Here is a 15,040-nt window from a genome sequence, read left to right as displayed (position 1 = left end):
ACGTAAAAATTTAGGAATCATATAAAAATTGCAGGGCTCGACAGTGAGTTGAGCCCTTTCTCATTATTAGCTGTTTTAGCATTATTTAAATAGCTGGAAGCTCATTAAGTAAGAAATAGCTGCTTAGAAAAACGTCTTAATTCAGACGAATTCAACGGTTATGGTTATTAAAAATGAAATTTACAAAGCTTAGTAAAACAATCTGTTTGGCACTGTTTGCCTTACATATCTATCCATCGTTTGCCCAAGACTCAAACTTGATTCCTGTGACTATCGAAAAAGCTCACAAACAAGCATTCACTTCTTCAATCAACGAGGTTGGTAAAATCAGGGCAACGGACTCTGCTGCATTGACATTTAGTGCCTCCGACAAAATTCTCAACATCCATTTCAAAGATGGAGATTCAGTTAAAAAAGGCGAACTGATCGCTCAACTGGACAATACCAAAGCGAAAGCCGATTTAGACAAAGCAAGAAGCTCTCTAGCGTTAGCAAAGTCGAAATTAAAGCGAGTACAAGAATTACTAAAGAAACAGCCTGACTCTATGTCTCAACAAGATGTGGAAGAACTGGGCGAACAGGCGAACCTAGCCGCAGCTGATTTCCGTCAGAAAGAAGCGCTGATGAATGACTATTTATTGGTAGCGCCATTTGATGGGCAGCTAACTAACTTCACTCACTCAGTGGGCAGTAAGATTGATAGCGCAACCGCGTTGGTCAGTTTGATCAAACTCGATCCTGTCGAAGTTCAGTATTCCATTGGACAGTCGGATTTAGGAAACGCAAAGCTTGGGCAGAATGTTTCCATCCAAGTTGATGCATTTGTCGATGAAGCATTTTCTGGTGTGGTGGATTACATTGCGCCAGCGGTGGACGAAAGCTCGGGCCGTGTAGAAGTTCACGCGCACGTGACTAACCCAGAGCATCGCTTAGTTCCGGGTATGTTTGCCAAAGTAAGTCAGATGACCAGCGAAGATTCAACGCAGATGGTGGTTTCTCAAAACTCCGTTCAAGCAAAAGATGCAGAGCGTTTTGTTTGGGTGGTGAATGGTGAAAAGATCGAGCAACGCATTGTCGAATTAGGCGTGAATACTAACGACGGTTACGTTGTTGTCGAGAAAGGCTTGAAGCTTGGCGATAACGTCGTTGTGACGGGACAACAGAACCTCAAGAAAGCGTCGTTAGTTAAGGTCATGAACCCAAATGCTGAGCAGAAAACTGTTGAGCTAATAACGGAACCGACAAGCAAAGAAAACACTCAGAAGATCGCTGAACCCAAAGTAGAAAAGACTGTAATACAGGTGGATGAACCACATCCTATTGAACCTTCGGTTGATTGGACGGAAGCATCGAAAGGTGTGGACGAAGCGATCAGCGAAAACAGTGAGCAAGCAGAGACCAGTGCGACTGTTGAGGAGTCATCAAGCGAAATTCAAAGCAAGGAAACACTAAGCAAGGAAGCTGTAACGAAGGAGAATCTGAATGAAGCTTCCTGAGATTTGTATTAAGCATCCAGTTTTTGCTTCAGTACTGAGTATCACGATTGTTTTGCTTGGGCTTTTGTCGTTTCAAAAGCTCTCAATCCAATACTTTCCTGAACATAAAACACCGTCGGCGACTGTAACCGCGGCGATCAATGGCGCGAGCGCTGAGTTCATGTCGCGTAATGTGGCCGACAAACTGATCATGGCGGCAACGGGCTTAGACAACGTGAAAACCATGACGACCGACTGTCAGGAAGGAACGTGTAATCTAAAAATCATTTTTGAAGATGACATTAATGACGTCGAATACACGAGCTTGATGAACAATCTGCGCAGCAGTGTTGAAGCGATTGGTGATTTCCCGCCGAGTATGACGGATAAGCCAACGGTAACGGATGACTCTTCTGATACCAGTATGCCGAGTAACATCATCACGTTTGTGAATACCGGCAAGATGTCTAAGCAAGACATGTACGACTACATTAGCCAGCAAGTCGTGCCCCAGTTTAAGCACATCCAAGGTGTGGGGGGGATTTGGGGGCCGTATGGTGGCAGTGAAAAAGCGGTTCGTGTGTGGTTACAACCTGATCGAATGATGGCGCTTAATATGAGTGCATCGGATGTAGTTGGTACATTAAGCTCATACAACGCGACATTTACCGCGGGTACGATCAAAGGTCAGGTGAGAGATTTCTCTATTAACCCGGTCAACCAAGTGACCAGTGTTGATGATGTGCGAGATTTGGTGATTCGTGTTGATAACGGCAAGATCATTCGCGTCGGCGATATTGCAGAAGTTAAAATGGGAGAAGAAAGCTTAACCCCGAGTATTCTTCGAGTCGATGACAACTTAGCAATGTCGATTCAGGTACTGCCACTGAAAAGTGAAAACCCAGTGACTGTTGCCAATAAGGTTAAGAAGCAAATAGACGTGATTCAGCCTCAGTTGCCAGAAGGCATTGAGATGAAGATGGTTTATAACCAAGCCGACTTCATTAAAACTGCGATTGATGAAGGTTTTATGACTTTGGTTGAGGCGATTGTTCTTGTTTCAGCCGTTGTCGTGTTGTTCCTTGGTTCAGTTCGTGTGGCGTCTATTCCTATTATCACGATCCCAGTGTGTGTGATTGGTGTGTTTGCAGTTATGCATGTGCTCGGGTTTAGTATCAACGTGCTGACTATCTTGGCCATCATTCTTGCGATTGGTTTGGTCGTCGATGATGCCATCGTCGTGGCTGAAAACTGTTACCGACATATCGAAGCGGGCGAAAACCCTTTTAATGCGGCAATCAAAGGGTGCCGAGAGATCGTCTTTCCTGTGATAGCGATGACGCTGACTTTAGCGGTCGTGTATCTCCCTATTGGTTTGATGTCGGGCTTAACCGCCGACCTATTTAGACAATTTGCTTTCACGTTAGCAGCAGCAGTGATCATCTCTGGGTTTGTGGCTTTAACGCTCTCACCCATGATGTGTGCTTACTTAATGAAGCCAGTTACAAAGCCGGCAAGGTGGTACAAAAAAGTTGATGCGAAGCTGAATGTTCTGTCTGACTTGTACACCAAGGAACTTAGCAAATGGTTTGAGCGTAAAACACTGATGAGTGGTATTGCCTTGGCATTGATTGCTCTATCTGCTTTGGCGGTTTGGACAATGCCTCAAGTGTTGCTTCCAACGGAAGATACTGGTTTTGTTGAGGTCACTTCAACGCCTCCTACAGGAGTCGGACGTCAGTATCACCTAGACAACAACGAGCAGCTTAACAGTGTGTTCAAAGGTGATAATTCAGTAGAAGCGAATTTATCTTACATCGAAGGGACTCCGACCAATCACGTTTTATTGAAATCATGGGGCGAGCGTGACCAGTCAGCTGATGAGTTGGTGAACGAGTTTATCGCTAAAGCGCAAAGTTCGGTCTCTGCTTATGGCATGTCTTTCAAGGTTCGCTCGGCTGATAACTTGAACATTGCCACTAATATGATCCTAGAGTTAACGACGGTTAACCGTGATACCACCGTATTGTCGGAAACTGCGAATGAGGTGGTGGAGGCGCTTGAGAGTTATGAGGGCGTGACCAACATTAAAAATTCGATGTTACGCGACCAATTACGTTATGACTTGTCGATTGACCGCAATGCGATTGTGTTGTCTGGCGTGGATTACAGTAATGTCACCAATGCGCTATCTACTTTCTTAGGTTCAGTGAAGGCGGCAGATTTGCAAGCCGATGACGGTTATACGTACCCAATTCAAGTTCAAGTAAATCTCAGTGATCTTGGCGATTTCAAGGTGCTCGATAAGCTGTATGTGGACTCACAGTCTGGCCAAAGGCTTCCTTTGTCTCAGTTTGTATCGATTAAACAAGTGACATCAGAATCTAACTTTAAGACATTTATGGGTAAAGACAGCGCTGAAATTACGGCTGACTTAATGCCCGGATACACAGCGAGCGATGTGAAAGCTTATATCGACGACACGGTGCCGAGCTTATTGAAACCCGCACAGAGCTACGAGTTCAATGGCATAGTTAAAGACTTGGTTGATTCAACAGCCGGTGCACAGGTGTTGTTTGTATTGGCGTTAATTTTCATCTTCCTGATTTTGGCGGCGCAATTTGAAAGCTTTGTCGACCCAATGATCATCTTGCTAACGGTTCCGTTGTGTATCGTGGGTGCGATTCTGACGCTATCGATATTTGGCCAAAGCCTTAATATCTACTCAAAAATCGGCTTGCTTACTCTGGTTGGGCTAGTGACCAAACATGGTATTTTTCTGGTGGAATTTGCTAACGAGAAACGTAAATCTGGCGCGAGTGCTCAAGAGGCGGCGATCAGCAGTGCGCGTTCAAGATTGCGTCCTATCTTGATGACATCACTCACCATGATCCTCGGTTCATTGCCACTGGCACTAGCGGATGGTCCGGGTTCACTGGGTCGTATTAATATTGGTTTAGTGTTAGTTGGTGGTTTATCGGTTGGAACCTTCTTCTCATTGTTTTTAGTGCCTGTCGCGTATGTAGGTATGGCGAACCTAAAGCAAATGGATGTATTGACTCGATTGAGAACCAAACCAGCCTAATTTATCTAATCGATTTACGGTTAACGTAATCGAAGAAACGAAAAAGCGCCCACCATGTGTCATGGTGGGCGCATTAACAATCATAGGTCCCAGACTGTTTTTGTGTTAGCAGATTCGATTTTTACTTATGATCGATATTGATCTTCGAGAAGCTTACCGAGAACAGTTCACCTGCTAATTCTTTCGATGGCTTTATCTGAGCATAAAGGCCAGCTTTAAAGTAGTACTCTTCCTCTAACCATGCTTTTGACAACGTAACCTTGTTGCCATCACGATCTTCTGTTTCGATGCCCCAAGGTAAGAAGCGCTCTGATAATTCGTCATTAATGAGTGTTGAAAGGTAAATACCTTGCTCATCGAGGCGAATCGTGTAATCCCAATCCAGGTTTGCAGGCGCAATTCCTAGGTTGACACTGAATGGCTGACAGTCGCTACACATTTTGTTTCCTGGTAGAAATGAATCGTTCAGAACAACGCGTACCGGTTTGTTTTCACCATCCCACTGCAATTTGACCAGCGCTTGCTTAATGTCCTTGCCATGGATTTGGCCAAGAACGACTTTAGGGTCGCTGCCTGTTACATCTTTATTCGGAAATTGGTCAACGCTTAATGTCGCTTTTAGTTCGTGCGTTCCGGTTACTGCCCAGTTTTGCTCTTTAGTACTGCAACGATTTTCTGAATCAAAGTTGTAAAGCTCACGAAGCTCTGAGCGAACGTACTTTGTGTTTGGCGTTGTGGAAACTTGTCCGCCAAGATCTACAGTGAACTTGAGACGTTCTTTACCGTTAACCGATTCACGCGAAAACCAAGGGAGATGAGTGTCGTTGGTTAGATACTCTTTACCATTACACTCTTGTGGGATGAGCTCGGCTGCGCTAGTGCGGCCATTGTTGTAGTAATCGTCACCACTGACTGGAAGGGTAATCTTCCATTGCTCGATGTTCCAATTGCAATCGGTGCACGTTTTAAGCTCTGCTTGTTCGCTTTTAGCGTTGGCTTCACAGCCAGCGAGTAATAATCCACTAGAGATAAGCGCAGCAATTTTTAGGTATTTTAAAGGTTGTTGATAGTTGAACATAAAAATTATTTGTAATACAAAAGGTGAGCGAACTTTATCGATAAACCATGAGTTTTTCATTGGATAAAGAGAGGTTTTACATTTTGTTGACAGAGCTTTGAGCTACCGATTCCAAAAACACATCTCAATACAATTTTTCTAGTTATGGAGCTAGAGCTAGAGTCAATGAGGTTGGTTTTCGTATACGGTTTAGTAATGATTTTCTGAACGATCACGCAAATCCTTTTGCATGTTCGATGGGGGAAGCGTTATTTAGAAATCGTAGTTTAGGTTCATTGAGCTGTAGATTTCGGCGTTACTTTGGTCTGATGCGACAGTGGTGTTGTAGATGTATTCGGTATCGAAAGTCAGCGCTAAATTACCCATCAAGATGTTCTTTAGATAGCCTTTGAGGTTGTAATTGGTGTTCTCTTCACCGCAAGCCATGTTAGCGGTTGCCCCAATAGAAAACGTTTCTGTGAGCGTCAGAGAACCATCAACACTGGCATTGACGATCAGCTCATAGTTCTCTTTGTTCGGGAACTCTTCATCGGAGGATTGGCGTTGACTGATTCGGTAACCCGGGCCAGCGGAGCCTTGAAGTTTGATTCTTTCAGTATCATAAAAGTGGCGACCCAGTCCTGTAGCCGTTATGAATTGCTTACGATAAGTACCAAAGTGGTCGTGTTCAAAACGTGTTGTCGCGACCAAATAGGTGACTTCGTTCAAGTCATAGCTGATGCCATAGTTGGTGGTATAGCGATTGGTGCCGTCTTCGTCGTTTTCAGCATCGGTATAGTAGGTATCAAACTGAACTCGTTGGCCCCAGTTCTCTTTTTTGTATCCAACAGAGATTCCAGAGTTGATCGACAAAGATGAACTGGTGTTTTGCGAGTAGATAAACCCGAGCTTGGTCAGGGTCGTAAAAGGGGATTCTTCAGCTTCTTCTTGTAACTCGGAACCTTCGCTTAATGCGACTTCGTCCTCGAGTACCACTTCTTCAACCTCTTCTCCAAATACGGGCATAGAGAACGCGATAAGAAATAGAGGCAGCTTTGCTCGGGATCGTATGTATGAAACTGTGTTGGTTAATGGGCGCGTTGTTTGTGGGATAGCGTGTGTCGACATAATGATTTGGTATATAAGGTGATTGAACACGACGAACGCAAGGCTAGTCGTGAAGAGTCGTCAATGATTGAATCGAAAATGCGAGTGAGTTATGACGCCATAGGCAAAGGCGAAAAAATCGTTTTTATCGCTGAGAATCCGTTACCTCGATGAGGATTGAAATCTTCAATGTGGACAAAGAATTCAAGTATCTCAGAGGGTTTATCGTCTTCGATTAACAAGAACTCGAGTAGCCCTTGTTCGACATGGCATGAAACTATGGTCTCGCTCGATTGATCTGCTGAAATCTGTTCAACATTGACCACAACGCTCGTCTCGGGTAACACATTGAAAGCATCTTGCGCACACTTGAGAATACAACTGCAGACATACTCTCGATATAAGGCATTACTTTCAGAAAGAGACATCGTTTCAAGCTTCACTTCGCCTTGGCACAATACCTTTTTTTCTTTAGGGATCACGTTGTGCTTATTAACCTGAATATTGACTTCTAGCAAGTGACCATTCTTATAGGTATTGAAGTTATGGTTAATCAGCTTAGTGTCGACTACCGCAGCGTTAATCGGGTTCTGTTGAGCTTCGGAAAGGGCTGATAGTTTTGCTTCACTATCGTTGTTTAAAATACCTTTTGATAATTGGTTGCCCTTGGCCCAGTAGCTGTAGTTTTGAGCCCAATGTACAAACTCTGTCTTGTATTGCTCGATGTCTTGTTCGGCGGCACGCTCGATATTATTGGTGAGGGTGTACAACTTCGACTTGTTGCCCAGCAACATATCTAGCCAGTTAGGTTTGTACTCATCGAGAGCTTCCATGGCTTTGACTTTATGATCGAATCGAACCGTTGGCATTGTCGGCGCAGGTTCCATCGCAATCGACTCCCAATTCATTTTTGGGGTCGGAATGGTATGCACGGATTGGATTAAGTGGAGGTGCTGATTGAATAAGCTCACTTCACTTACAGCGTCCTCAAGTTGTTTGGTATTCATCTACATTCCTGTCGACTGTTGTTCTTGTCATTTGGCGCTTAGTTTATGGTCAAAGCGCGCGAACAGTATTTAAATGAATGTGAATGATCTTTCGTGAGGTTACTTGATATTGGTTTAGGAATATTTGGGGAGGAAAGTTGGGTTTATGATTGAGTTAACAGCATAGAAACACAGAGAGCAAGGCGCTCTCTGTGTTGGTCATCTTACTATTATAAAAATTCGCTGATGAGTATTATCTCTGGCGTCTTGCGACCAAAGTAAATCGGTAATCGTTAGACGTGAAGTAGTTGCGGCTGTATTCAAACACCGTGTTATTGGCGAGGTAACCGCGAGTACGTTTTTCAATGATAGGCTGAGCTGGGTCAATATCTAACTGTTTAGCAACGTCTTCAGGCGGAAGAATCGGTACCAGTTCTTGCTCACTTCTATCAATCACCATGCCTTTGGTGTTCTCAATAAAGTCGTACTTTGATGTTTGCATCACTTGATAGGTGAGATCTGGGAATAGGGCAACAGGTAACCAAGTTTCTTCAACCGTGATTGGATTGTTGTCTATGAAACGAACACGCTTTACGTAGAAAACCAATTCGCCTTCTTTGATATCTAAATGCTCAGACATCGCCAAAGAACACGGCTTCATTTCAAAAGCCAGAACTTCACTGTGTGTAACCACATCCAAATGCGCCCACTTTTCTTGAAAGCTCGACTGTTTGTAGATGTCGTAATTGATCTTGTTCTCTTTGACGTAAGTACCGCTGCCTTGAACGCTTTCAAGCTCATCGTTTTCGATCAGTAGTTTCAGCGCCTGTCTAACCGTTACACGACTTACCGAGAATACTTCACGCAATTGCGCTTCCGTTGGGAGTGCCTCTCCAACTTTATATTCTCCAGAACTGATCTTTTCTCTTATTGCATCGGCGATTTGGCGATACATAGGGAGTCTTGCCATTTTTGCCTCATTTGTGCGCTAGGACAACTAGACTTTGATTAACAACCTGTACCTTAAATACGTAAATTTGCTCTATATAAGCCTTGCTTTAAAGGTTAGTGTGAGCGTCGTATCGGCGTTTTGTAGTACATATAATACAAATTAAACGATACATAACAAGCTTTCTTAAAGGATTTACCAATACGATTTAAATACAAATTAAATACAAATGTGTATTGGTGAGATCGTGATCACGGATTAAATGTCTTGAAGTTGTATTATTCTTCTCGTCGGCAGGGACGACTGTCGTACTAATCCGTGACTATGGGACAAAGGTTATGAAACTTACTACTCTAACGAATAAGTCGCTCGTAAATCTGCAAACTACGTTTAGCAGTCGAGAAGAAGCGATTTACGCACTTGCTGACCAACTGGATCAGCAAGGCAAACTGCATAACAAGCAAGAGTATATTGATGCAGTATTTGCTCGTGAAGAGCAAGGCCCGACAGCGCTTGGCGAAGGCCTAGCAGTACCGCATGGCAAGACTGACGCGGTTAAAGAAGCTGGCTTCGCTGTAGCAACGCTTAAAAAAGACATGAAATGGAAAGGCTTGGATGAAGACGAAGATGTAAATCTTATCTTCCTAATTGCGATTCCAAATGCAGAAGCGGGTTCTACCCACATGCATCTGCTCACTGCATTGACAACTACATTGGTTGACGACGATGTTCGCGAAGCGGTATTAAAAGCGACAACCGCTGAAGAAATCTTTGCGCTTCTTGATGGCGACAATCAACAAGATGAAAAACAAGACAACTTAGATACAAATGCACCGACAATTGTATGTGTTACTGCTTGCCCAGCAGGCATTGCTCATACCTATATGGCGGCAGAATATCTTGAAAAGGCGGGCAAAAAGCTTGGCTATAATGTGCATGTCGAAAAACAAGGCGCAAACGGTATTGAAGATCGTTTAACTGCGGAACAACTTAACAATGCTGTGGCGTGCGTGTTTGCTGCTGAAGTCGCGATTAAAGAATCTGAGCGCTTTAATGGCATTCCTCGTGTTGAAACCCCAGTTGCGGAACCGATTAAACACGGTGAACGCATTCTTAATGAAGCAATTGAAGAGTCGAAAAAAGGTAACGGTGCAGAACGTAAAGTTGCTACTGATGACAAACCTAAAAAACTGCCGTTGAAAACTGAGCTTAAACAAGCACTGCTTTCTGGTATTTCTTACGCGGTTCCTCTTATCGTTGCTGGTGGTACTGTTCTTGCGGTTGCTGTTCTTATCGCGCAAATTTTTGACCTGCAAGAGCTGTACGCAACAAAAGATTCTTGGCTATGGATGTATCGCAAACTAGGTGGCGGCCTACTGGGTACATTGATGGTGCCAGTACTGGCGGCTTACACAGCTTACTCATTAGCAGACAAACCCGCACTTGGTCCTGGTTTTGCCGCAGGTATTGCAGCAAACATCATTGGCTCTGGTTTCCTAGGCGGTGTTGTTGGTGGTTTGATTGCTGGTTACGTGATGCGTTGGGTAAAAGAGCATGTTCGCTTAGGCCCTGCGTTTAACGGCTTCCTTACTTTCTACCTTTATCCGGTGATCGGTACTTTGGTGGCAGGTAGCTTGATGCTATTTGTTATCGGTAAACCTGTAGCGCTCCTAAACCAAGGTCTAACGGACTGGTTGAACGGTATGTCAGGCACCAATGCGCTGTTATTGGGTGCGATTCTTGGTCTGTTTGTATCATTCGACTTAGGTGGTCCGGTAAACAAAGCTGCTTACGCATTCTGTTTAGGTGCAATGGCGAACGGTGTTTATGGCCCATACGCAATCTTTGGTTCAGTAAAAATGGTATCGGCGTTCACCGTAACGGCTTCAACCATGATTGCTCCACGCCTATTCAAAGACTTTGAGATTGAAACCGGTAAATCTACATGGCTACTTGGCCTAGCGGGTATTACCGAAGGTGCAATCCCAATGGCGATTGAAGATCCAATCCGTGTAATCGGCTCATTCTTACTAGGATCAGTGGTTACAGGTGCTATGGTTGGCGCGGCAGGTATTGGTCTATCGACTCCGGGCGCAGGTATCTTCTCTATCTTCTTGTTACACGATTCAGGTTTGGGCGCATTCTCTGCTGCTGCAATCTGGTTCGGTGCTGCGATTGTCGGCACAGTGATTTCAACCATTACTCTTCTGATGTGGCGTGGTCATGCTGTAAAAAAGGGTAAGTTTGAAGCAAGTACTGCAACACAGAACTAACTAAATTTTTTGAGCTAACTTCTAACTCGCAATTAAAACACCATATAAAAAATAACGAACAACTTGGCTGTCCTAAATACCTGTGCTCCTAACGGTTTTATTCACACAGATTCTGGGCGTGGTTTTCTGCACCCTAAATTTAGTGGCAGCCAATTTTAACCCCTTGAAAAACTTTAATTTAGTCGTATTTGAGCTCGAATTTTAGATTTACTCGAAGCGACACATTTAGGTAAATGATTATGACTACATCACGCGTACATATTACTCCGCACATGCACTGGGATCGTGAATGGTATTTCACAACAGAAGAGTCTCGTATTCTTCTTGTGAACAACATGGAAGAAATCATGAACCGTCTGGAGAGCGATCCAGAATACAAATACTACGTTCTAGATGGTCAAACCGCTGTTCTAGAAGATTACTTTGCGATCAAACCAGAGAACACAGAGCGCGTAAAAGCATTGGTTGAAGCGGGCAAGCTTATTATTGGCCCTTGGTATTCTCAAACCGACACAATGCAAGTTTCTGGTGAGTCGATTGTACGCAACATGATGTATGGCATTCGTGACTGTATGAAATTTGGCGATGCAATGAAGATTGGTTACCTACCAGATTCATTCAGCATGAGTTCTCAACTGCCGATGATCTACAACGGCTTTGACATTACACGTGCAATGTTTTGGCGTGGTTGTTCAGAGCGTCATGGCACCAACAAAACAGAATTCTTATGGCAATCAAACGACGGCAGTGAAGTAACGGCACAAGTGCTTCCGCTGGGTTACGCGATTGGTAAATACCTTCCACAAGACGAAGAAGGCTTGCGTGCTCGTTTAGATAAGTACTTCCCAGTGCTAGAAAAACCATCGGTAACCAAAGACATCTTGTTGCCGAATGGTCACGATCAAATGCCTATTCAGAAAGACATTTTTGAAGTAATGGACAAGCTTCGCGAAATCTATCCAGATCGCGAATTTTCAATGAGTCGCTTTGAAGAAGTATTCGAAAAAGTAGAAGCAGCACGCGATCAACTCGACACAATCAAAGGCGAGTTCAACGACGGTAAATACATGCGTGTTCACCGTACGATCTCTTCTACGCGTATGGACATCAAACTGATCCACGCAGAAATCGAAAACAAGATTGTAAATATCTTAGAACCTCTAGCGTCTATCGCTTGGACATTAGGCTTTGAATATCACCACGGTTTGATTGAAAAAATGTGGAAAGAGAGCATGAAGAACCACGCTCATGACTCGATTGGTTGTTGTTGTTCTGACAAGGTGCACGCAGAGATCTTAAACCGTTACATCCTTGCGGACGATATGGCGACAAACCTGATTCACTTCTACAAGCGTAAGATTGTCGACCACATGCCAGATCGTGAAGGTTGCGACAAACTGGCGATGTTTAATCTTTCTCCGTACGAGCGTGAAGAAGTGGTGAACACAACCATTACTATCCGTGCTCAAGAATTTTCTATCTTTGATGAAAACGAAAACCCAGTTGAGTACTTCATCCAAGACAAGCGCCAAATCGACCCAGGTAAAGTAGACCGTCAAATCGTTCACTACGGCAACTACGACCCGTTCATGGAGTTTGATATTCAAATCAAACGCACTGTGCCAGCGATGGGCTTCACCACGTTACACATCCAAGGTAATGAGAAGGGCGCAGTTAAAGTCGCTGAGCAGAAGGACTACCTATTAGAAAACGAATACTACCGAATCAATGTAAACAATAACGGTACTCTGACTATTTTCGATAAAGAGACGGAGCAAGTGTTCGACCAAGTACTTCGTTTAGAAGACGGTTCTGATGACGGCGATGAGTACGATTACTCTCCATCTCGTCAAGAGTGGTTGTTGTACTCAGACGAATTTCCGGTAGAAACATCAATTGACCACCAAGGCTTCCAATCGGTAGCGAACATCGCTTTCCGTATGAACGTGCCTGCAAACCTGGCAGAGCGTGAAGAACGTACGGGTCAAAACGGTTTTGTAGAAGCGCAATGCCAAGTGGTATTGAAGCAAGGTTCTCGCCGCATCGAAGTTCGCATGGAGTTAGACAACCAAGCCGACGACCACCGTGTACGTGTGCTAGTACCAACGCCATTCGTTTCTGAAACTGTCGTTGCAGATAACCAGTTCGGTTGCATTACTCGCCCGACCAACGACCCTGCTATGGCGGTTTGGGAAGAAGAGAAGTGGAAAGAAGCGCCGGTTCCTGTGTATCAGTTAATGAACTTTGCAGCGCTAGAAAACGGCAATGCAGGCATGGCGATCATGTCGAATGGCCTACGCGAATTTGAGGTGATTGCATCTCAAGGTGACGAAAACAGAGATACCTTCGCACTGACATTGTTCCGTGGTATAGGGGTGTTGGGTAAAGAAGAGCTATTGCTTCGTCCGGGTCGTCCTTCTGGTATCAAGATCCCGACCCCAGATTCACAAGTGCGCGGCAAGTTGGTGTGTGAATTTACACTGTGTGGCTTCTCTGGTAATCACATTGACGCGAACATCATGGCGCAAGCACGTGACAATGTCACTCAAATCGAATGCTACAACAAGATCCCTTACAATGCGATGAAGCTGAATGTGGGCGAACAAAACCTACCGATGACCTTTAGCCTTCTGTCTAAGCAACAATCAGGCGCAGTGCTGAGTGTGCTGAAGAAAGCGGAAGATGAAGATGCACTGATCATGCGTGTTTATAACCCGGCAGAAACAGGTTCTGTGTCAGATTCAATTTCGTTCACTCAAGCGGTTTCAAGCTGGAAAGAAACAAGCATGAACGAGCGCGTTCGTGAAGGTGGTATGGCAACTGAAACCTTCGGTGGCTTGTCTTTTGGCGAACTGGCATCTTGCCAAGCAAAAACATTCCAAATCAAATTCTAATTTCGATAACCCGCTCACCTTGGTGGGCGGGAATGGTGAACGACAATGAAAATTGTAATTGCCCCTGATTCGTTTAAAGAATCACTCGACGCTCATCAAGTTGCGTCTTGTATTGAGCGTGGATTTACTGACGTTTTCCCTCACGCAGAGTTTGTGAAAATGCCACTCGCCGATGGTGGAGAAGGCACGGTAGACGTGTTGCTAGACGCGCTCAGTGGTAAGAAACAACGGTTACAAACGACGGATCCAATCGGACGTGAATGCACGGCTTACTGGGCTTCACTTGAGCAGCTAGTTGATGGAAAAAGCGTAAACACTGCCTTGGTGGAGTTTGCCCAAGCATCGGGTTTAGACCGATTAACCGTAGAAGAAAGATCACCTCTCACAGCATCGTCTTACGGCACTGGCTTGCTGATTAGAGATGCGCTAGATAAAGGCGTAGAACAAATCATCATTGGTCTGGGCGGCAGCGCCACCAATGATTCGGGGGCTGGCATTTTACAAGCGTTGGGAGGCAAGTTACTAGACCAGCAAGGCAACGAGTTAACGGGTGGCGGCGCCGCGTTAAGTCAGCTAGCAAGCATCGATCTTGATGGACTGCACCCTAGATGTAAGGAAGTGACGTTCGTGGTCGCGTGCGATGTGAATAATCCATTGTGTGGCGAAAGCGGAGCAAGTGCCGTGTTTGGTGCTCAGAAAGGGGCTTCACAAACTCAAGTTCAACAACTTGATACTGCCATCGGACACTTTGCCGATATCGCTCAAGCGTATACAAGAATTAATCATCGAGACACCGCTGGTTTTGGGGCGGCTGGTGGTACACCACTGGGTTTAAGTCTTGCATTCAATATCCAAATTAAAGCGGGTATTGAGATGGTACTAGACGCTTTAGATGCGGATAAGGTGCTTGAAGGTGCTTCACTGGTCGTGACCGGAGAAGGGCAGATGGACAACCAAACTCTGCAAGGAAAAACACCTTTTGGTATCGCACAGCGAGCGCAAAAGCTGAACATTCCAACCATTGGGATCGCGGGATCTTTGGGTAAAGACGTTGAAAAGCTTTACGGCTCAATGTCTAGCTTATTTGGAACCGTACGTTCACCGCAGCCTTTAGACCAAGTTTTATCAGAAGCGAGCCAAAACTTGACTCGTAGTGCCCGTAATATCGCAGCCACGCTCAAGCTTGGCGGCCAGATTTTTAATGAGAAGTAATT

Annotated in this window: 9 protein-coding genes; 5 read left to right on the top strand and 4 right to left on the bottom strand. The window is 44.7% G+C overall.

Annotated features, from left to right (window positions below):
• The first annotated feature begins 173 nt into the window (after positions 1–173).
• Both OQJ75_RS03005 and OQJ75_RS03000 read left to right on the top strand, forming a co-directional pair.
• Positions 174–1,496, top strand: a complete 1,323-nt coding sequence (locus tag OQJ75_RS03005; RefSeq protein ID WP_265970639.1) for an efflux RND transporter periplasmic adaptor subunit — start codon at positions 174–176, stop codon at positions 1,494–1,496.
• Positions 1,483–4,560, top strand: coding sequence for an efflux RND transporter permease subunit (locus OQJ75_RS03000; RefSeq protein ID WP_265970640.1), 3,078 nt, complete (start codon positions 1,483–1,485; stop codon positions 4,558–4,560). The genes OQJ75_RS03005 and OQJ75_RS03000 overlap by 14 nt, the downstream gene beginning before the upstream one ends.
• Before the next feature lie 121 nt (positions 4,561–4,681).
• Here OQJ75_RS03000 and OQJ75_RS02995 read toward each other — a convergent pair whose 3' ends face one another.
• The 4 genes from OQJ75_RS02995 to OQJ75_RS02980 form a co-directional block, all read right to left on the bottom strand.
• On the bottom strand, positions 4,682–5,698 hold the full coding sequence (locus tag OQJ75_RS02995) for a polysaccharide lyase family 7 protein (RefSeq protein ID WP_265970641.1): 1,017 nt from the start codon (positions 5,696–5,698) through the stop codon (positions 4,682–4,684).
• Between the two features lie 192 nt (positions 5,699–5,890).
• Positions 5,891–6,643 (bottom strand): DUF481 domain-containing protein, encoded by a 753-nt coding sequence (locus OQJ75_RS02990; RefSeq protein ID WP_265970812.1) that lies wholly within the window; start codon positions 6,641–6,643, stop codon positions 5,891–5,893.
• A 191-nt stretch (positions 6,644–6,834) separates the two neighbouring features.
• Positions 6,835–7,731, bottom strand: a complete 897-nt coding sequence (locus OQJ75_RS02985) for a hypothetical protein (RefSeq protein WP_265970642.1) — start codon at positions 7,729–7,731, stop codon at positions 6,835–6,837.
• A gap of 232 nt (positions 7,732–7,963) precedes the next feature.
• Positions 7,964–8,680 (bottom strand): GntR family transcriptional regulator, encoded by a 717-nt coding sequence (locus OQJ75_RS02980; protein WP_102433833.1) that lies wholly within the window; start codon positions 8,678–8,680, stop codon positions 7,964–7,966.
• A 317-nt stretch (positions 8,681–8,997) separates the two neighbouring features.
• Here OQJ75_RS02980 and mngA point away from each other — a divergent pair, with 317 nt between their 5' ends.
• The 3 genes from mngA (at position 8,998) to OQJ75_RS02965 (ending at position 15,038) form a co-directional block, all read left to right on the top strand.
• On the top strand, positions 8,998–10,932 hold the full coding sequence (gene mngA, locus OQJ75_RS02975; RefSeq protein ID WP_265970643.1) for a PTS 2-O-a-mannosyl-D-glycerate transporter subunit IIABC: 1,935 nt from the start codon (positions 8,998–9,000) through the stop codon (positions 10,930–10,932).
• Positions 10,933–11,171: 239 nt separating this feature from the next.
• Positions 11,172–13,826, top strand: a complete 2,655-nt coding sequence (mngB, locus tag OQJ75_RS02970) for a mannosylglycerate hydrolase (RefSeq protein ID WP_265970644.1) — start codon at positions 11,172–11,174, stop codon at positions 13,824–13,826.
• A gap of 45 nt (positions 13,827–13,871) precedes the next feature.
• Complete coding sequence (locus OQJ75_RS02965) at positions 13,872–15,038, top strand: glycerate kinase (protein ID WP_265970645.1); 1,167 nt, start codon at positions 13,872–13,874, stop codon at positions 15,036–15,038.
• Positions 15,039–15,040 lie beyond the last annotated feature (2 nt).

It is taken from the genome of Vibrio sp. 14G-20 (assembly GCF_026241515.1).
Taxonomy (GTDB): domain Bacteria; phylum Pseudomonadota; class Gammaproteobacteria; order Enterobacterales; family Vibrionaceae; genus Vibrio.
The sequence above is the reverse complement of the archived record's forward strand: the minus strand, read 5'-3'. Positions and strand labels throughout refer to the sequence as shown.

Bases quoted from the DNA above. Each gene is read 5' to 3' on its own strand.
- OQJ75_RS03005 (WP_265970639.1), top strand. From the start codon at position 174: ATGAAATTTACAAAGCTTAGTAAAACAATCTGTTTGGCACTGTTTGCC.
- OQJ75_RS03000 (WP_265970640.1), top strand. From the start codon at position 1,483: ATGAAGCTTCCTGAGATTTGTATTAAGCATCCAGTTTTTGCTTCAGTA.
- OQJ75_RS02995 (WP_265970641.1), bottom strand. From the start codon at position 5,698: ATGAAAAACTCATGGTTTATCGATAAAGTTCGCTCACCTTTTGTATTA.
- OQJ75_RS02990 (WP_265970812.1), bottom strand. From the start codon at position 6,643: ATGCCCGTATTTGGAGAAGAGGTTGAAGAAGTGGTACTCGAGGACGAA.
- OQJ75_RS02985 (WP_265970642.1), bottom strand. From the start codon at position 7,731: ATGAATACCAAACAACTTGAGGACGCTGTAAGTGAAGTGAGCTTATTC.
- OQJ75_RS02980 (WP_102433833.1), bottom strand. From the start codon at position 8,680: ATGGCAAGACTCCCTATGTATCGCCAAATCGCCGATGCAATAAGAGAA.
- mngA (WP_265970643.1), top strand. From the start codon at position 8,998: ATGAAACTTACTACTCTAACGAATAAGTCGCTCGTAAATCTGCAAACT.
- mngB (WP_265970644.1), top strand. From the start codon at position 11,172: ATGACTACATCACGCGTACATATTACTCCGCACATGCACTGGGATCGT.
- OQJ75_RS02965 (WP_265970645.1), top strand. From the start codon at position 13,872: ATGAAAATTGTAATTGCCCCTGATTCGTTTAAAGAATCACTCGACGCT.